This is a genomic window from Bacillus paralicheniformis (genome assembly GCF_001042485.2).
Lineage (GTDB): Bacteria > Bacillota > Bacilli > Bacillales > Bacillaceae > Bacillus > Bacillus paralicheniformis.
On record NZ_LBMN02000001.1, the window covers coordinates 38072 to 57081 of the forward strand.

The window sequence follows — 19010 nt, forward strand, 5'->3', positions numbered from 1 at the left end:
GCGGCTTTTTTACGGGATCATCCACGCAAACAGGTGATGCTGCAGGAACGTGATCATGCAAACCAGGAACAGAAGAAACAGGCTGTGTTTCAGTGTAAAGCGCAGCAAATCGGATTCCTTTCCTGCCAGTCCGACGGCTGCGCAGGCGACAGCAATCGACTGCGGAGAGATCATCTTTCCGGTGACGCCGCCCGAAGAGTTGGCCGCCACAGACAGCACCGGCTCCATTCCGACCGACTGTGCCGTCACTTTTTGCAGACTGCCGAAAAGCAAATTGGCCGACGTATCTGAACCGGTTATAAAGACGCCGAGCCAGCCAAGAACGGGAGAAAAGAATGCGAACATTGAACCCGTCATCGCAAGGGACATGCCAAGTGTTGTGCTCATGCCCGAAGAGTTGGTGACATAGGCAAAACCGACAACGGAAGCGATCGTTAATATCGGCTTGCCGAGTTCTTTCAGCGATTCTGTAAACACGGCGCCCCATTCTTTCCAAGGCATGCCTGTGACAAACTTTGTCAGTACGGCGGCAATCAGGATCGCCGTTCCCGCAGATCCGGCGAGATCAAGTTTATAAAGAGCTTCAAGCGGTTTTCCGGAGCCATCGAGAATTTGATTGTGCAAAAAAGGCACACCGGGCGCGAACGTCAGCCTGCCGCCGATATCACTAATGAACAGCAGCAATGGATTTGACCCTTCGTAATGGCCTGTCAGCGCCTGTTTGACAGCTGGAATTCCCCAGATGGAGACCATTGCCGTGAGCAGCAAAAACGGTGTCCACGCCTTGAAAATCTGCCCAGCCGAGTATGAGGCCTTTTGATGTTCAAGCTGCTGCGCCTCCGCGGCAGCGGCCATTTCCTTTTCATGTGAAAATCTGAATATCGTTTTCGGTTTCCAAAATTTTAAGAATACAGCGAGCGCGATAAGCGATACGATGGCTGACAAAATATCCGGGAGCTCAGGCCCCAGAAAGTTTGAGCTTACATACTGTGTAACGGCAAAAGAGACACCCGACACGAGAATCGCCGGCAGCACTTCCCAAGCCCTTTTCAAGCCGCTCATGATGATAATCAAATAAAACGGAATAAATACAGATAAAAATGGGAGCTGGCGTCCGACCATTTTTGAAATGTCCATCGCAGGAATCCCCGTCGGCCCTTCAACCGCGATAATCGGAATGCCGATCGCTCCGAAAGCGACAGGCGCCGTGTTGGCGATCAGGCATATGCCCGCCGCGTACAACGGATTGAAGCCGAGGCCGACAAGCAATGCGGCCGAGATCGCGACAGGGGCGCCGAAGCCTGCCGCTCCTTCTAAAAACGCCCCGAATGAAAACGCTATCAAAAGTGCTTGCAAACGGCGGTCATCTGTGATCGATAATACCGAGCTCCTGATGATTTCAAATTGGCCGGTTTTGACTGTAAGCTTGTACAAAAAAACGGAAGTCACAATGATCCAGCCGATCGGAAGCAGCCCGTAAACCGCCCCTTGTGAAGCCGACATCACAGCCTGATGAGCGGGCATGCCGTATACGAAAACGGCCAGCGCGAGCGCAATCAGCAAAGTCGACACACCCGCTGTATGCCCTTTCATTCTTTTGATTGCCAGAGCCCAGAAAAAATACAAAATCGGTATAAGCGCTGCAAGCGAAGAGAGCAGCAAACTGTTCCCCAGCGGAGTATAATCTTGCGTCCATCCCATCTCCAATTCCCCCTTTGTTCAAAGTCTCACTCAGTCATCTGATGACATGATGATAAGACTGATCATTTAGCATTATATTTCTCAATGTCATAAATTACAATCTTTTTTTGCATGGAGCCGAAGTCTATATGTTCCGGACGGAAAGAACGGTATAATAAAAAATAGCGCATCATGCCCAGTCTGGTTACGAGGTGAAAAAAGTTGAAATACAAACAAATCAAGACGAAAAAAATATACGAAGAAGTCGCAGAAGCGCTTCTTGAATCGATTAAAAGCGGAGAGCTTGAGCCAGGTGATAAGCTTGACTCCGTTCAGGCGCTCGCCGAAAGCTTTCAGGTCAGCCGTTCGGCCGTCAGGGAAGCGCTGTCTGCGTTAAAAGCGATGGGGATGGTCGAAATGAAGCAGGGGGAAGGAACGTATGTGAAAAGGTTTGAGCCTGAGCAAATTTCCATCCCCCTTTCGGCTGCGCTTTTGATGAAAAAGAAAGACGTCGCTGAACTGCTCGAAGTCCGTAAGATTCTTGAAATCGGAGCTGTTTCAAGTGCGGCTCAAAAACGCACAGAAGAAGATCTCGGGCGCATGCAGGCCGCACTTGAGGATATGAAGCAGGCGGATGGGAACGGCGAACTTGGCGAAAAAGCCGACCTCGCGTTTCATCTTGCGCTTGCCGGCGCCTCGCAAAACGATCTGCTGAAAGGCTTGATGAATCATGTGTCATCACTCTTAATTGAGACGATGAGGGAGACGCGCAAAATTTGGCTGTTCTCGAAGAACACAACCGTTAAGCGCCTTTATGAGGAACACGATGCCATCTATCAGGCTGTGATGGAAAAAGACGGCCAAAAAGCAGAACAGGCGATGCACAATCATCTGACGAATGTGGAAAATGTGCTGGCCTCATATTTTGAAGAAACGAAACAGGCCGACGAGCCGGCCATATAAGCAGCGGCCCGAGTGAAAACGAAAAAGAAACCCCTTTCAAAAAATTTTACCAAGGTGTAAGATGGAGAAAGAGGGTTTTCTAACCAAGTCATCAGATGACCTGATTTATCGGGTTGGAGAGGGGATCAAGATGAAAGTATCACTGTTTATCACGTGTTTGGTTGACATGTTTCAGTCAAATGTCGGAAAAGCGACGGTTGAACTGCTTGAGCGGCTCGGATGTGAAGTGGATTTTCCCGAAGGGCAGATCTGCTGCGGCCAGCCTGCGTACAACAGCGGCTATGTCAAAGATTCCAAAAAAGCGATGAGACGGATGATTGAGACATTTGAATCAGCCGAATACGTCGTCAGCCCTTCAGGATCGTGCGCTTTTATGTTCAAGGAGTATCCGCACCTTTTCCGGGATGAGCCGGCCTGGGCGGAAAAAGCGCAGCGGCTGGCTGACAAAACGTATGAGCTGACCGATTTTATCGTCAACGTTTTGAAGGTTGAAGACGTTGGGGCGACACTTGAGAAAAAGGCGACTTATCATACGTCATGCCATATGACAAGGCTTTTGGGCGTCACAGACGCGCCGATGAAGCTGCTTCGGCATGTGAAGGGACTGGAGTTCACGCCGCTGCCGCGCAAACACGACTGCTGCGGATTCGGGGGGACTTTTTCGGTGAAGATGTCGCAAATATCCGAACAGATGGTCGATGAGAAAGTGGCGTGTGTCGAAGAAACCGCCGCAGATGTGTTAATCGGGGCGGACTGCGGCTGCTTGATGAATATCGGCGGACGGATCGGGAGAAAGAACAAGCCGATTGAAGTCATGCACATCGCAGAAGTGCTGAACAGCAGATAAACAGACATCCGGTCATTTCACAGATAGAGGGGGACATTCGTTATGGCAATGAAGATCGGAACGCAGAAATTTAAAGAGCGCGTATCAGACGGGCTCGAAAACGAGTTTATGAGGGGGGCTGTTTCAAGTGCGCAGGAGCGCTTGAGAGCGCGCCGTCTTGAGGCGGCGGAAGAGCTCGGGAACTGGGAAGAATGGCGGTCTCAGGCCGAGGAAATCAGGCAGCACGTGCTCGAAAACCTGGACTACTACCTAGAACAGCTCGCCGAAAATGTCGCCAAAAAAGGCGGGTACGTATTCTTTGCACAGACGGCCGAAGAAGCGACAGGCTATATTCGCGATGTCGTGAAAAAGAAAAACGGCAAAAAAATCGTGAAATCAAAATCAATGGTGACCGAAGAAATCAACATGAACGAGGCGCTTGAACGCGACGGCTGCGAAGTGGTCGAAACCGATTTGGGCGAATACATCCTCCAAATCGATGATCATGATCCGCCGTCACATATCGTCGCACCTGCTTTGCATAAAAACAAAGAGCAAATCCGCGACGTCTTCAAAGAGCGGATCGGCTACCGCAACACCGAAAAGCCGGAAGAGCTTGTCATGCACGCGCGCGCCGTGCTCAGAAAGAAATTTCTCGAGGCTGACATCGGCATTACGGGCTGCAATTTTGCGATTGCCGATACGGGGTCTGTCAGCCTTGTCACAAACGAGGGAAACGGACGTCTCGTCACGACCGTTCCGAAGACGCAGATTACCGTGATGGGGATGGAGCGGATCGTCCCTTCATTCGACGAGTTTGAGGTTCTCGTCGGCATGCTCACAAGAAGCGCTGTCGGACAGCGGCTGACAAGCTATATCACGGCGCTGACAGGGCCGCGGCTGCCCGGTGAAGCGGACGGACCCGAAGAGTTTCACCTCGTCATCATTGACAACGGGCGTTCGAACATTCTCGGAACGGAGTTTCAATCCGTCCTCCAATGCATCCGCTGTGCGGCCTGCATCAATGTTTGTCCCGTATACCGCCATGTCGGCGGGCATTCTTACGGTTCGATCTATTCAGGCCCGATCGGAGCCGTATTGTCGCCGCTGCTCGGCGGATATGACGATTATAAAGAACTGCCGTACGCCTCTTCGTTATGTGCGGCATGCTCTGAAGCATGTCCGGTAAAAATCCCGCTTCACGAACTGCTTCTGAAGCACCGGCAGCGCATCGTTGAAAAAGAAGGGCGCGCACCGATATCCGAGAAGCTCGCGATGAAAGCGTTCGGCTTGGGAACTTCTGCGCCATCTCTATATAAAATGGGCTCCAAATGGGCGCCGGCAGCCATGAAGCCGTTTAACGAAGACGGCAAAATAACGAAGGGACCGGGTCCGTTAAAACAGTGGACCCAGATTCGCGACTTCCCCGCGCCGAACAAGTCAAGGTTCCGCGACTGGTTTGAGGACAGACGGAAAGAGAAAGGGGAAGACAGATGACAAACGGAACAATCCAAAATAAAGACGGCTTTTTAAACCGGATTGCGGAAAGGCTCGGCCGCAACAGGCGTTCGGCAGGTGTCACCGTTCCCGATTATACGTATCAGCCGCAGCACCGGGTATATCAAGGCTATACACAGGATGAGCTTGTCGGCGTCTTAAAGGACCACTGCCGAAAGATTCATACGGAGCTGATTGAAACGGATGTCATCGGCTTGCATGATGCCTTGTATGAACAAGCATCACGATTTGGAGGCGGGCCTGTCATCATTCCGAAAGATGACCGTTTTAAAGAGTACGGACTGTCAGGCCTGTTAACAGACAAGTGGCCGAATGAGGGGACAAAAGTGTGGGAATGGAATGCAGCGGCCGGAGATGAAAATATCCAGCGGGCCGAACAGGCTAACATCGGCGTGACATTCAGCGAGATCACGCTTGCTGAATCCGGAACGGTCGTCCTCTTCAGTTCAAAAGACAAAGGACGATCTGTCAGCTTGCTGCCGACGACATATATTGCGATCGTCCCGAAAAGCACCATCGTCCCGCGGATGACACAGGCAAGCGCAATGATCAAACAAAAGGTTGCAGACGGCGACGTCATCCCGTCCTGCATCAACTATGTCACTGGACCGAGCAATTCAGCCGACATCGAAATGGACCTTGTAGTCGGTGTCCACGGCCCGGTAAAAGCGGCATATATTGTCGTGACTGACCGGTAATTAGACGATAACAAAAAGATTAGCCTCATGCAGAGCTAATCTTTTTTTATTTAGCGATATGACAATTCCGGCATTTCCCGATTTTCCGCATCATTCCACTTTTTTTGCCAGTTATAAAATAGCGGAACTTGTTATATTAAAATGGTGTTTTTATCAGTTTTCCGGCTCTGTATCCCCATTTCTGCCGCTGGTTCAAGCCACTTGCATCTCATTTATGATTCTCGGAAACACCCCTGTAAGAAATAGCCTATTAAAATTTAAGGTAATGTTAAGGATAAGATTATTTCCCGATAATGTTCACTCACTATAATGGAGAATAGTGAAGGAGTGACTCGTATGCGGGCGGTATGTCTGAATGAATTTATCAGTCTTTTTAAAAGCATCAAGTCGATTATTGTCATTATTATTATGTTTTGGGTGAGCTATAAGACTGCAGGATTGATCGAACAGGCGCCTGCGGACTTTGTGCGCGAATTGGATTTAGGAAGCGATGCAAACGCAATCGGAACGGCGGTTATTGTTTTTGCTCTCGGTTTCCTGTTTATCGCTGGACTTTCCCATGACATGATCAACCGCGAAGTCCATGCCCGGACGGTCAGATTTCTTGTGACGAAAACCTCGCGGATCAAGATCATTCTGGGAAAGTTTTTTGGCGTCTGGCTGTTTTGGTTTTTCTGCATGCTCGTTTCGTACACCTTGGTGATGATCGCCTCAAAAGAGTTTTTATGGATGAGTTATGCAGACAGCATGGCGTTTCTTACAGCTGCAATCTCTTTGAACCTTTTATTTTCCATCGTGATTTCAAGGCCCGCCATGTCCATGTTTTTCGGAATCGTGTTTGCGCTCGTCTTTCCCGCGGTCAGCTTATGGACTGTTTATTCAGAGAACGGCATGATCACCTGGTTTAAATATTTAACACCGTACTATTACTCCGTGCTGGGCGGTTCTTTTGTTTTCATCAACTTTGTCTACGCGGCCATCGTTCTTTGCGGTGCGATCGTTTTGTTTAAAAGGAGAGATTTATAATGGATGTGGTGATCGAGGCAAAAGGGCTGATGAAAAGCTACGGGGCTAAAACCGTCGTCAATCATGTCGACCTCCAAGTCGAAAAAGGAGAGATTTACGGTTTCCTCGGCCGTAACGGTGCGGGGAAATCTACGTTCATGAATATGATCACAGGCATTATCGAGCCGACAGCCGGCAGTTTTCTGCTGTTAAATGATGCTTCGATTGAAAACGTCAAGCATCGCATCGGCGTTTTACCTGATTATTTGACCCTCTATGATTCAATGACAGCAGTCGGGCATTTGAAGTATTTTGCAAAGCTGAACGGACAAGCCGTATCGACTGAGCGGTGCGAAGAAGTCTTAGAGAGAGTTGGGTTCACTGAGCATGCTGAAAAAAAATCGGGCGCCTATTCATTCGGTATGAAAAAAAAGCTCGGCATCGCCCAGGCGATCATCCACGACCCCGAGCTCATCTTTTTGGATGAACCGACATCAGGTGTCGATGCCGAATCGGCCCTGCACATTCAAAAGCTGATTATGGATTTGCAAAAAGAAGGTAAGACGGTATTTATGACATCACACAACCTGCATGAGATAGAGAAAATCTGTACGCGAATCGCCATCATGAAAAACGGCCGCATTTTAATAGAAGGCACGCTCGATGAATTAAGGAGGCATTTCATGTCGAACATAAGCGTTCACATTCGCCATTCGACTATTCCCGATCAGCATTTCGGCCTGATCGACCGTTTTCTTGAGTCAGCTGGTGAAAACGTTCAATTCAATCACCATGAGATTTCGATCACCGTCAATTCAGAAGAAAAAATTCCCGCCATTGTCAGAGTATTAACGAACTGCAAAGTGGGAATCTACAGAATTCACGTCGATGAACCGTCGCTTGAAGACATCTTTATGGACAGCTCTGAGGAACGCGTTGTTTCTTGACAGAAAGAATTTGATAGGAATGAACCCGGATCTGTTCGGGCATCATGCCTTTAGTCTTGCAGATGCGAATGACGTCAATGGATAGATCTATTAAATGCCCGAACAAAAAAACGCCTTTGAATAAAGGCGTTTTCCATAAGGGGCGCTCGGTTTCTAGTATTTCCCCAAAATCGACATGTCGCCGGTCGTTTCTTCATCAATGACATTTCCGTCTTGGTCCATCTTGACGAAATACCTGCCTCCGTTTGTTACGTTTTTGTACTCGGTTTCCGAAGTGCCGTCACCGTTTTGTGTGAATTCAAATTGAACATCAGCGATAAGAGTGTTGCTGTTGAGGTCGACATAGTAGGAATGGAAGCTGACATGGCTCCAGTCGTCTTTTTCGGCGGGGATGTCTGATATGACGCCGACTTTTTCAGCGGGATCATTGACAATCACGCCGTAATCCTTCTGCAAATTGCCGGTTTCAATATCAGCGTCGTTTAAAATCTCTTTCATCTGGCTAAATTCAGCATCTGTAGGTGTTGTATATCTGTCTTCAGGAATGTTTTTCGCAAAGCTTACGGACGATGAACCAAAGACGAGCGTCAATACGGACAAGATCACCATAAACGAAAGTTTTTTCACGTTCTCTTCCTCCTTTAGCTGATGTGATGATTCGGTTCACACTCTATCATCGTTAAAATATTTTGTAAAGTTTGAATAATATTTCAATTTAACTATTTTTTTCGGGGGATATCCGCCGATTTTTATATTTCCCTCTTCTGGGGAATGCTCCATCATCATGAAAGTTGTGCATATCTTCCCTTGTATTTTCCAATGGGAAAGGCAATTATCCTTGAAAAAAGAGAAAAATTTTAATTTTTATTTTTTGGCAGTGGATTTGATGTTGACAAAGTCAAGATCGGCACGTATATTATATGAATATATTTCAGGCAGAAGAAAACACAATGAACGGGAGCAGTAAAAGATCGGCATTGGCAAAGAGAGCTGCGGGTAGGTGCGACGCAGACCAATGAACCTTTGAACTCGCCCGGGAGTGGACTGGCTAAAGGACGGACATCAATTCCTGAGGACATTACGATTAACCTTCGTTAACAGGTTTGCACAGCATGGCTGTGCATCGCAAAGCTGGATTCTTGGCATAGAATCAAAAAGAGTGGTACCGCGGTAAGCTTCAAAGCTCATCGTCTCTTTATCTTCAAATCGAAGAGGGAGACGGTGAGCTTTTTTCATTTTACTAGAGGAAGTGAACATAGATGGAGAAAGACATGCAGAAGCTCGAGCGCACAATGACATCGCGGCATATTATGATGATGGCATTGGGCGGAGCCATTGGAGCAGGATTATTTAAAGGAAGCAGCAAAGCGATCGATTTGGCGGGGCCTTCGGTCATGATCGCCTACTTGATCGGCGGCGTGATTTTGCTGTTTATCATGCAGGGGCTTGCCGAGATGGCTGTCCGAAACAGTGAAGCCAGAACATTCAGGGATCTTGTTCAATCAATATTAGGGCCGTATGCCGCTTATTTTTTAGACTGGATATACTGGAAAATGTGGGTTCTCAATATTGCGGCAGAGGCTGTTGTCGCCGCGATATTTTTGCAGTACTGGCTGCCGGGGCTGCCGATCTGGGTGCTGGCGCTGTTCGTTTCACTCGTCATTACGAGCGTGAATTTGCTTTCTGTCAAAAGCTTTGCCGAGACGGAATACTGGCTTGCCCTTATTAAAATCACAGTGATTGTCGTCTTTATTATATCCGGATTTATCTTGTTATTTTTCTCTTTTGGACAACACTCAGCTGTTGGTTTTACTCATTTGACAGACCATGGCGGCTTCTTCCCGAATGGCGCCGGAGGGCTGATTACAGCCATGCTAGTTGTGATCTATTCCTATGGCGGAACCGAAATTATCGGGGTGACACTGGCGGAAACCAAAAACCCTGAGAAGGTCGTGCCTAAAGCCGTGCGTGGAACGTTGACGCGCATTATTGCTTTTTATCTTCTGCCGTTTTTCGTGATCGTCAGCTTGATTCCATGGAATCAAGTCAACGGTGTGTCGGAGAGTCCTTTTGTTATGGTCTTTAAGATGATCGGCATTCCCGGAGCGGATCATTTGATGAATGCGGTCATTTTACTGGCGGTCATTTCTTCGATGAACTCAGGGCTTTACGGCGCCTCCCGAATAATGTATACACAGGCATCAGACGGAAGAATGCCGAAAATCTTTTCGAGACTTTCCGTGAGAAAAGTGCCGGTTTATTCGATTCTATTATGTACTTCTTTCTTATACTTGGGCGTATTGTTTTCACTGTTTGCCGGCAGCCAAACGTTTGAATATTTGATGGGGTCTCTCGGCTATACCGTCCTTGTGATCTGGATGCTGATTGCCGCTGCCCATTTAAAATCGAGGAAACGGAATCAAACAGCGGGGAACGGCTACTATGTCAAATGGTTCCCTTATACGACTTGGCTGGCAATCATTTCACTGACAGCGATACTGATCGGTGTCATCCTGACCACATCGATTGTCATTACATTGGTGACGGCGGGAATCTATCTGCTCATTAGCGCTGCTTATTTCTTTAAAGGAAGGAACCAGACAGCCGGCCAAACGTCCGCTTCTTAAAAAAAGGCTTGCCTCCGCAGGGAGGCAAGCTTTTAACACATTAGTTCGATTTTTTTCGAACTAATTTCTTTTATTCACCTGAACGATTATGTTATCGTCTAATTACATGACCACTACACTTCAGGAAGAAGGAAAGACAATGTCAAAACAGCATTTCAAAAATACGAAGTATTCCGTATTAAATCTGTCTCCTATCGTACAAGGCGGAGATGCGGGACAATCTTTTAAACAATCTATGGATTTGGCGCAGCATGCCGAAAGATGGGGATACCACAGGTTCTGGCTGGCTGAACACCATAATATCGAAGGCGTTGCGAGCTCGGCTACCTCTGTTTTGATCGGTTATATCGCCGGGGGCACCAAGAAGATGCGCATCGGTTCGGGAGGGATTATGCTGCCGAACCATTCCCCGCTCGTTATCGCCGAACAGTTCGGAACGCTTGAATCCCTTTATCCAGGCAGAATCGATTTAGGACTGGGGCGCGCTCCGGGTACGGATCAATTAACCGCCCGCGCATTAAGAAGAAATATAAGCAGCGGGGAGGATTTTCCCGAGCAGCTTGAAGAACTCCGCCAGTATTTTAAGCCGTCCGGCAATGTAAGAAATCACGTGCGCGCCATACCGGGCGAAGGGCTTGATGTGCCGATTTGGCTTCTCGGTTCAAGCGGATTCAGCGCCCGGCTTGCCGGGGAACTCGGTTTGCCGTTTGCATTTGCGGCTCATTTTTCGCCGGCCAATACGCTGCCTGCTTTGGAACTGTACCGCAGTTCGTTTAAGCCGGGCGTCTTGGAGGAGCCTTATGCGATGGTCGGGGTGACCGTGATCGCAGCCGATACAGACGCGCAAGCGCAGCGCCTTGCAACATCGCACTATCAGAAGTTTTTGGATCTTGTCCGCGGCGCCCCGACTCAGCTTAAGCCGCCTGTAGATGATATGGATCAGATTTGGACGCCGCGTGAAAAAGCGATGGTGAATGAGCAGCTCAGCTCAACGATCATCGGCGGGCCGGACAGTGTGAAAGAAAAGCTTGAAGAATTCATCCGTACGACTCAGGCGGACGAGATCATGATCAATTCAGAAACGTTTGACCATGCTGATAGACTCCGCTCGTTTGAAATCATTGCTGATGTCTGGAAAAATGGATAAACGGCAACAAAGCAACGGAACGGAAAAACCGCCCGTTGCTTTTTTTTTGAGTACGTACTTTAGCAATATATTTATTTTTGAAAATAGACGAAGATGAGGGACGGTACCATACCGTACGCGAGCATCGACCACCATCCGGTATTACACCCCATTCAAACGTCCCAGAACGTTGGACAGCCAGATTCATTTTGAATATTTCCGGTCAGTAATACGCAATGGCATTCATAGTTTTTTTTCATTGAGGCACGTTTTCATGAAATATGTATAGTATAGAAATCAACAGGGACAATAATTAATACAGATGTGTGAACATTCGCGCGAATGTTGTCGATGAATTGATTCTTAACAGTTGAATAAACATTTTAACCCTGTTACAATAAGGAATGTAAGCAGGAGCAATTTTTTTTGGCTGAGGTGGGACGTTTTCAGTCACTACGGGACATTATTTGTCCAGGACGAGATGAAAGGAACGTTTTGGCATGAATCAACTAATACAGGCTCAAAAAAAATTATTGCCGGATCTTCTCGATGTCATGCAGAAAAGGTACAAAATTTTGCAGTACATAAGGCTGACTGAACCGATCGGCAGAAGAAGCCTTGCCGCCAGTCTCGGCATCAGCGAGCGGATTTTAAGGGCGGAGGTTCAGTTTTTAAAAGAACAAAATCTACTAGAGATTAAAACAACCGGCATGATATTGACACTTGAAGGATCCAACCTGCTGAAAGTTCTCGAAGATACGATGAAGGATGTTTTAGGTTTAACCCATTTGGAAAATACATTAAAAGAGAGGTTGAACCTCGACGAAGTCATCATTGTATCGGGAGACAGCGACCAGTCCCCATGGGTCAAAAAAGAGATGGGGAGAGCGGCCGTCGCATGCATGAAAAACAGGTTTACGGGGGAAAATATCGTCGCCGTAACCGGAGGTACGACGCTTGAGGCCGTGGCAGAAATGATGACGCCTGACTCGAAAAACCGCAAGCTGCTTTTTGTTCCGGCAAGAGGCGGGCTCGGCGAAAACGTCAGGAATCAGGCCAATACGATTTGCGCCCATATGGCTGAAAAAGCTTCCGGTACATACAGACTGTTATTTGTGCCGGGTGAGCTGAGCAAAGAAGCATATTCTTCTATCATTGAAGAGCCTTCTATTAAAGAAGTGCTTCAGACAATTCAATCGTCCAGTATGGTGATCCATGGAATCGGGGATGCTAAAACAATGGCAGAACGAAGAAATACACCGAAGGAAGATTTGAAGAAAATAGAAGAAAATGAGGCAGTTGCAGAAGCGTTCGGCTACTATTTCGACCGCCACGGAGAAGTCATTCACAAAGTGCACAGCGTTGGAATCCAGCTCGAAGATCTTGATTCAATCCCGAACATCATTGCGGTGGCGGGAGGCTCGTCAAAAGCGGACGCGATAGAGGCGTACTTCAAAAAGCCGCGCAACACGGTTTTGATCACTGATGAAGGAGCCGCGAAACAGTTATTAAGGGAAGCTTCTTCCCTCAATATAAATTAAATATCTCTTATTTACTTAAAGGAGGAAATCATCATGGCAGTAAAAGTCGGTATTAATGGTTTTGGTCGTATTGGACGCAATGTATTCCGCGCAGCATTAAATAATCCTGAAGTTGAGGTTGTAGCAGTTAACGATTTGACAGACGCTAACATGCTTGCTCACCTATTACAATATGATTCAGTACACGGAAAATTGGACGCAGAGGTTTCTGTTGACGGAAACAACCTAGTTGTTAACGGTCAAACAATCCAAGTTACAGCAGAGCGCGATCCTTCTAAACTTAGCTGGGGCAAACAAGGCGTTGAAATCGTAGTTGAATCTACTGGTTTCTTCACAAAACGCGCAGACGCGGCGAAACATTTGGAAGCCGGCGCGAAAAAAGTTATCATCTCAGCTCCTGCGAGTGAAGAAGATATTACAATCGTTATGGGTGTTAACGAAGATAAATACGATGCGGCTAACCACGATGTAATCTCTAACGCATCTTGCACAACAAACTGCCTTGCGCCGTTTGCAAAAGTTCTGAACGACAAATTCGGCATCAAACGCGGTATGATGACAACTGTTCACTCTTACACAAACGATCAGCAAATCCTGGATCTTCCGCACAAAGACTACCGTCGTGCGCGTGCGGCAGCTGAAAGCATCATTCCTACAACAACTGGTGCAGCGAAAGCCGTTTCTCTTGTACTTCCTGAATTGAAAGGAAAACTGAACGGCGGAGCAATGCGTGTTCCAACACCAAACGTATCACTTGTTGACCTGGTTGCTGAACTTGACAAAGAAGTAACAGCAGAAGAAGTAAACGCAGCGTTTAAAGAAGCAGCAGAAGGCGAACTTCAAGGCGTTCTTGGCTACAGCGAAGAGCCGCTTGTTTCTAAAGACTACAACGGCAATGCAAACTCTTCTACAATCGATGCTCTTTCTACAATGGTTATGGAAGGCAGCATGGTTAAAGTTATTTCTTGGTATGACAACGAAAGCGGATATTCTCACCGTGTAGTTGACCTTGCCGCTTACATCGCAAAACAAGGTCTTTAATCCGGAAACCAGAATCAGACTTGGTTCTTGATGAGAGAAGCGCTATAATGAAAGCGGACAAGGGAAGGGGACACACACTCCCTTTCCCTTTTTCCATATCGGCGCCAATTAAGCCGCCCGGGGATTTCCGTTTTCAGGCTTGTAAAACATTAAAAGGAGGATCTCCTAAAAGCCATGAACAAAAAATCAGTAAAAGACATTGATGTAAAAGGCCGTGTTGTTTTCTGCCGTGTTGACTTTAACGTTCCGATGAAGGACGGAAAAGTGACGGATGATACGAGAATCCGCGCCGCACTTCCGACGATTCAATACTTAACAGAGCAGGGAGCGAAAGTTCTTCTTGCAAGCCACTTGGGCCGTCCGAAAGGCCAGGTTTCAGAAGAGCTTCGCTTAACGCCGGTAGCCGCACGCCTCGGCGAACTGATCGGCAAAGAAGTGAAAAAAGCGGATGAAGCTTACGGCGACGCCGTAAAAGCGCAAATTTCCGAAATGAAAGACGGAGATATTCTCGTATTGGAAAATGTCCGCTTCTATCCGGGAGAGGAAAAGAATGATCCTGAGCTGTCTAAAGCGTTTGCCGACCTGGCTGACGTTTATGTCAATGACGCATTCGGAGCGGCTCACCGTGCCCATGCTTCAACAGCAGGTATCGCTGAACACCTTCCTGCTGTTGCAGGCTTCCTCATGGAAAAAGAGCTTGAAGTGCTGGGCAAAGCACTGTCTAACCCTGAACGTCCGTTTACAGCGATCATCGGCGGCGCAAAAGTAAAAGACAAAATCGGCGTGATCGAAAGTCTTCTTGAGAAAGTAGACAACCTGATCATCGGCGGCGGTCTTGCTTACACGTTCGTTAAAGCGCTGGGCCATGAAGTAGGAAAATCCCTGCTTGAAGAAGATAAAATTGAATTGGCTAAATCTTTCATGGACCGCGCCAAAGAAAAAGGCGTGAACTTCTACATGCCTACAGACGTGCTTGTTGCTGACGATTTCTCAAACGACGCCAACACGAAAGTCGTGCCGGTCAGCGAAATCCCTAGCGACTGGGAAGCCCTTGACATCGGGGAGGAAACAAGAAAAACATATGCTGACGTCATTAAAAACAGCAAGCTTGTTGTTTGGAACGGACCGATGGGTGTATTCGAACTCGATGCGTTCGCTAAAGGAACAAAAGCTGTCGCTGAAGCTTTAGCAGAGGCAAAAGATACATACTCTGTCATCGGCGGCGGAGACTCTGCAGCTGCTGTAGAAAAGTTCGGCCTTGCTGACAAAATGAGCCACATTTCAACAGGCGGCGGAGCTTCCCTTGAGTTTATGGAAGGAAAAGAACTTCCTGGCGTCAAAGCATTGAACGACAAGTAAGCAAAATATACAGCATAAGGAGTGGAGCACATGAGAAAACCAATAATAGCCGGTAACTGGAAGATGAATAAAGTGCTTTCAGAAGCTGTCAGCTTCGTTGAAGAAGTGAAATCTTCCATTCCCGCAGCAGATAAAGCAGAAGCTGTTGTCTGTGCGCCTGCACTGTTCCTTGAAAAGCTTGCATCAGCTGTTAAAGGTACAGATCTGAAAGTCGGCGCGCAAAACATGCACTTTGAAGAAAGCGGTGCTTTCACGGGTGAAATCAGCCCTGCGGCTTTGAAAGACCTCGGAGTTGAATACTGCGTCATCGGCCACTCCGAGCGCCGCGAAATGTTTGCTGAAACGGATGAAACGGTCAACAAAAAAGCGCATGCTGCATTCAAATATGGCATCGTGCCGATCATCTGCGTAGGTGAAACGCTTGAAGAGCGCGAAGCAAACAAAACAAACGAGCTTGTTGCAGACCAAGTGAAAAAAGCACTTGCAGGTTTAACAACTGAACAGGTAGCTGCTTCCGTGATCGCTTATGAGCCGATCTGGGCGATTGGAACCGGCAAATCTTCAACTGCACAAGATGCAAACGAAGTATGCGCGCACATCCGCAAAACCGTTGCATCAGAATTCGGACAAGCTGCAGCAGACAGCGTCCGCATTCAGTACGGTGGAAGCGTAAAACCTGCGAACATTAAAGAATATATGGCCGAATCCGATATCGACGGCGCTCTTGTCGGCGGAGCAAGCCTTGAGCCGCAGTCTTTCGTGCAATTACTGGAGGCAGGTCAATATGAGTAATAAATTGGCCGCACTCATCATTTTGGATGGGTTTGGACTAAGGGACGAAACAGTCGGAAACGCCGTAGCCCAAGCGAAGAAACCGAACTTTGACCGCTATTGGAACAAGTATCCGCATCAGACGCTGACAGCTTCAGGCGAAGCGGTCGGACTTCCCGAAGGACAAATGGGAAACTCTGAAGTCGGCCACTTGAACATTGGCGCCGGACGGATCGTCTATCAAAGCCTGACGCGCGTCAACGTCGCAATCCGTGAAGGCGAATTTGAGCGGAACGAAACGTTTTTAGACGCGATGAAACACGTCAAAGAAAAAGGCACAAACCTCCACTTGTTCGGACTGCTGTCTGACGGCGGAGTACACAGCCACATTCAACATTTGTACGCACTCTTGAAGCTTGCGAAAAAAGAAGGCGTTGAAAACGTCTATATTCACGGCTTCCTTGACGGCCGCGATGTAGGCCCGCAAACAGCTGAGAAGTACATCAAAGAGCTTCAGGAGCAAATCGAAGAAATCGGCGTCGGCGAGATCGCAACATTGTCAGGCCGCTATTATTCAATGGACCGAGACAAGCGCTGGGACCGCGTCGAAAAAGCGTACCGCGCCATGGCATACGGAGAAGGACCGAAATATGAAAATCCGCTCGATGTCGTGAAAGATTCTTATGAAAACGGAATTTACGATGAATTCGTCATTCCTTCCGTCATCACGAAAGAAAACGGCGAGCCTGTTGCGACAATCAAGGACAACGATGCGGTCATTTTCTACAACTTCAGACCTGACCGGGCGATCCAGATTTCCAACACGTTCACCAATGATGACTTCCGCGATTTCGACCGCGGAGACAAGCATCCGAAAAACCTTCATTTCGTCTGCTTGACACATTTCAGTGAAACGGTTGACGGATACGTGGCATTCAAACCGGTCAATCTCGACAACACAGTCGGCGAAGTTTTATCCCAAAACGGGTTGAAGCAGCTTCGCATCGCTGAAACTGAAAAATATCCGCACGTTACGTTCTTTATGAGCGGCGGACGCGAAGAGAAATTCCCTGGCGAAGAGCGAATCTTAATCGACTCGCCTAAAGTTGCAACATACGACTTGAAACCTGAAATGAGCGCATATGAAGTAAAAGATGCGCTTGTCAAAGAAATTGAGGCTGAAAACCATAACGCGATCATCCTCAACTTTGCCAACCCTGACATGGTCGGACATTCAGGAAAAGTCGAGCCGACGGTCAAAGCAATCGAAGCGGTTGACGAGTGCCTCGGCGAAGTCGTTGATGCGATTCTTGCAAAAGGCGGCCACGCGATTATTACGGCCGACCACGGTAACGCAGACGTGCTGATTACTGAAGAAGGCAAGCCGCACACCGCACATACGACAAATCCGGTTCCTGTCATCGTCACAAAAGAAGGCGTGACATTAAGAGAAGGCGGAATCCTCGGGGATCTGGCGCCAACTCTTTTAGACTTGCTGGGTGTTGAAAAACCGAAAGAAATGACAGGATCGTCATTAATTCAAAAATAAGCTTTAAAGGAGAGAAACAAACATGCCATACATTGTTGATGTTTATGCACGTGAAGTATTAGACTCCCGCGGTAACCCGACGGTTGAAGTTGAAGTATACACTGAATCAGGAGCTTTTGGACGCGCGCTTGTTCCAAGCGGAGCTTCCACTGGTGAATACGAAGCTGTTGAGCTTCGCGACGGCGACAAAGACCGCTACCTTGGAAAAGGCGTTTTAACAGCCGTTAACAACGTAAACGAAATCATCGCACCTGAGCTTATCGGCTTTGATGTGACAGAGCAAGTATCAATCGACAAATTGCTGATCGAACTTGACGGAACTGAAAATAAAGGCAAGCTCGGCGCCAACGCCATCCTTGGCGTATCAATGGCCGTTGCCCGCGCAGCTGCGGATTTCTTACAGATTCCTCTATACCAATACCTTGGAGGATTCAACTCTAAAACGCTCCCAGTACCGATGATGAACATCGTAAACGGCGGAGAGCATGCGGACAACAACGTTGACATTCAAGAATTCATGATCATGCCTGTCGGTGCGGAAAACTTCCGCGAAGCACTTCGCATGGGAGCACAAATTTTCCACAGCTTGAAATCAGTTCTTTCTGCTAAAGGAATGAACACTGCTGTAGGTGATGAAGGCGGATTCGCTCCAAACCTTGGTTCTAACGAAGAAGCGCTTCAAACAATCGTTGAAGCGATTGAAAAAGCCGGCTTCAAACCTGGCGAAGAAGTGAAATTGGCTATGGATGCTGCATCTTCTGAGTTCTACAACAAAGAAGACGGCAAATACCATCTGTCCGGCGAAGGCGTTGTGAAAACATCTGCTGAAATGGTTGACTGGTACGAAGAAATGGTTTCTAAATACCCAATCATCTCTATCGAAGACGGACTTGACGAAAACGACTGGGAAGGCCACAAACTTCTGACTGAGCGTCTTGGCTCAAAAGTTCAGCTTGTCGGTGATGACCTTTTCGTTACAAACACGAAAAAACTTGCTGAAGGCATCAAAAACGGCGTCGGCAACTCTATCCTGATCAAAGTAAACCAAATCGGTACATTGACTGAAACATTCGATGCGATCGAAATGGCGAAACGCGCAGGCTACACTGCTGTTATCTCTCACCGTTCTGGTGAAACTGAAGACAGCACAATCGCTGACATCGCTGTGGCAACAAACGCAGGACAAATCAAAACAGGTGCTCCGTCCCGTACGGACCGTGTTGCGAAATACAACCAGCTTCTTCGCATCGAAGATCAGTTGGCTGAAACTGCTCAATACCACGGTATTCAATCTTTCTACAACTTGAATAAGTAAGCATAAAAAAAAGCTTGGCTGCTGATGCGGCCAAGCTCTTTTTT

General features: G+C 47.7%; 16 protein-coding genes, 1 pseudogene and 1 other annotated feature. Of the genes and pseudogenes, 14 read left to right on the plus strand and 3 right to left on the minus strand.

What is annotated here, in order from left to right; genetic code table 11:
• Positions 1 to 9: 9 nt before the first annotated feature.
• Positions 10 to 1701 carry an L-lactate permease LutP gene (gene lutP, locus ACH97_RS00200; RefSeq protein WP_020453016.1) on the minus strand — a complete coding sequence of 564 codons (1692 nt, stop codon included), beginning with the start codon at positions 1699 to 1701 and terminating at the stop codon, positions 10 to 12.
• A 201-nt stretch (positions 1702 to 1902) separates the two neighbouring features.
• Here lutP and lutR point away from each other — a divergent pair, with 201 nt between their 5' ends.
• From lutR to ACH97_RS00230, 6 genes are all read left to right on the plus strand, one after another.
• The gene (gene lutR / locus ACH97_RS00205; protein ID WP_020453015.1) at positions 1903 to 2643 is read left to right on the plus strand and encodes an L-lactate utilization/bacilysin biosynthesis transcriptional regulator LutR; all 741 of its coding nucleotides are present in this window, start codon (positions 1903 to 1905) and stop codon (positions 2641 to 2643) included.
• Positions 2644 to 2773: 130 nt separating this feature from the next.
• The gene (locus tag ACH97_RS00210; protein ID WP_020453014.1) at positions 2774 to 3490 is read left to right on the plus strand and encodes a (Fe-S)-binding protein; all 717 of its coding nucleotides are present in this window, start codon (positions 2774 to 2776) and stop codon (positions 3488 to 3490) included.
• Between the two features lie 42 nt (positions 3491 to 3532).
• Positions 3533 to 4966 carry a LutB/LldF family L-lactate oxidation iron-sulfur protein gene (locus ACH97_RS00215; protein WP_020453013.1) on the plus strand — a complete coding sequence of 478 codons (1434 nt, stop codon included), beginning with the start codon at positions 3533 to 3535 and terminating at the stop codon, positions 4964 to 4966.
• A complete protein-coding gene (locus ACH97_RS00220; RefSeq protein ID WP_020453012.1) occupies positions 4963 to 5685 on the plus strand; it encodes a LutC/YkgG family protein in 723 nt (240 codons plus the stop codon). The genes ACH97_RS00215 and ACH97_RS00220 overlap by 4 nt, the downstream gene beginning before the upstream one ends.
• A gap of 336 nt (positions 5686 to 6021) precedes the next feature.
• The gene (locus ACH97_RS00225; protein WP_020453011.1) at positions 6022 to 6711 is read left to right on the plus strand and encodes an ABC transporter permease subunit; all 690 of its coding nucleotides are present in this window, start codon (positions 6022 to 6024) and stop codon (positions 6709 to 6711) included.
• Entirely contained in the window at positions 6711 to 7637 is a 927-nt protein-coding gene (locus ACH97_RS00230; RefSeq protein WP_020453010.1) for an ABC transporter ATP-binding protein, read from the plus strand. Before ACH97_RS00225 ends, ACH97_RS00230 begins: the two co-directional genes overlap by 1 nt.
• A 153-nt stretch (positions 7638 to 7790) precedes the next feature.
• Here the strand turns inward: ACH97_RS00230 and ACH97_RS00235 are convergent, their stop codons facing one another.
• The gene (locus ACH97_RS00235; protein WP_020453009.1) at positions 7791 to 8264 is read right to left on the minus strand and encodes a hypothetical protein; all 474 of its coding nucleotides are present in this window, start codon (positions 8262 to 8264) and stop codon (positions 7791 to 7793) included.
• A gap of 314 nt (positions 8265 to 8578) precedes the next feature.
• Positions 8579 to 8835, plus strand: a binding site (T-box leader).
• A 61-nt stretch (positions 8836 to 8896) separates the two neighbouring features.
• On the opposite strand from ACH97_RS00235, the gene ACH97_RS00245 reads away from it, so the two are divergent.
• Together ACH97_RS00245 and ACH97_RS00250 are read left to right on the plus strand one after the other, a co-directional pair.
• Positions 8897 to 10264 (plus strand): amino acid permease, encoded by a 1368-nt coding sequence (locus ACH97_RS00245; protein WP_020453008.1) that lies wholly within the window; start codon positions 8897 to 8899, stop codon positions 10262 to 10264.
• 139 nt (positions 10265 to 10403) lie between these two features.
• Positions 10404 to 11411, plus strand: a complete 1008-nt coding sequence (locus ACH97_RS00250) for an LLM class flavin-dependent oxidoreductase (RefSeq protein ID WP_020453007.1) — start codon at positions 10404 to 10406, stop codon at positions 11409 to 11411.
• 89 nt (positions 11412 to 11500) lie between these two features.
• Here ACH97_RS00250 and ACH97_RS23895 read toward each other — a convergent pair.
• A pseudogene (locus tag ACH97_RS23895) lies at positions 11501 to 11598 on the minus strand (hypothetical protein); the annotation flags it as partial.
• A 292-nt stretch (positions 11599 to 11890) separates the two neighbouring features.
• Between ACH97_RS23895 and ACH97_RS00255 the strand changes: the two are divergent.
• From ACH97_RS00255 to eno, 6 genes are all read left to right on the plus strand, one after another.
• Entirely contained in the window at positions 11891 to 12931 is a 1041-nt protein-coding gene (locus ACH97_RS00255) for a sugar-binding transcriptional regulator (RefSeq protein ID WP_020453006.1), read from the plus strand.
• Between the two features lie 33 nt (positions 12932 to 12964).
• Complete coding sequence (gene gap / locus ACH97_RS00260; protein WP_020453005.1) at positions 12965 to 13972, plus strand: type I glyceraldehyde-3-phosphate dehydrogenase; 1008 nt, start codon at positions 12965 to 12967, stop codon at positions 13970 to 13972.
• A gap of 174 nt (positions 13973 to 14146) precedes the next feature.
• On the plus strand, positions 14147 to 15331 hold the full coding sequence (locus tag ACH97_RS00265) for a phosphoglycerate kinase (protein ID WP_020453004.1): 1185 nt from the start codon (positions 14147 to 14149) through the stop codon (positions 15329 to 15331).
• Between the two features lie 30 nt (positions 15332 to 15361).
• Positions 15362 to 16123, plus strand: coding sequence for a triose-phosphate isomerase (gene tpiA / locus ACH97_RS00270; RefSeq protein WP_020453003.1), 762 nt, complete (start codon positions 15362 to 15364; stop codon positions 16121 to 16123).
• Positions 16116 to 17651, plus strand: coding sequence for a 2,3-bisphosphoglycerate-independent phosphoglycerate mutase (gene gpmI / locus ACH97_RS00275; RefSeq protein ID WP_020453002.1), 1536 nt, complete (start codon positions 16116 to 16118; stop codon positions 17649 to 17651). Before tpiA ends, gpmI begins: the two co-directional genes overlap by 8 nt.
• Positions 17652 to 17673: 22 nt before the next feature.
• Positions 17674 to 18966 (plus strand): phosphopyruvate hydratase, encoded by a 1293-nt coding sequence (gene eno, locus ACH97_RS00280; protein ID WP_020453001.1) that lies wholly within the window; start codon positions 17674 to 17676, stop codon positions 18964 to 18966.
• The last annotated feature ends 44 nt before the right edge of the window (positions 18967 to 19010 follow it).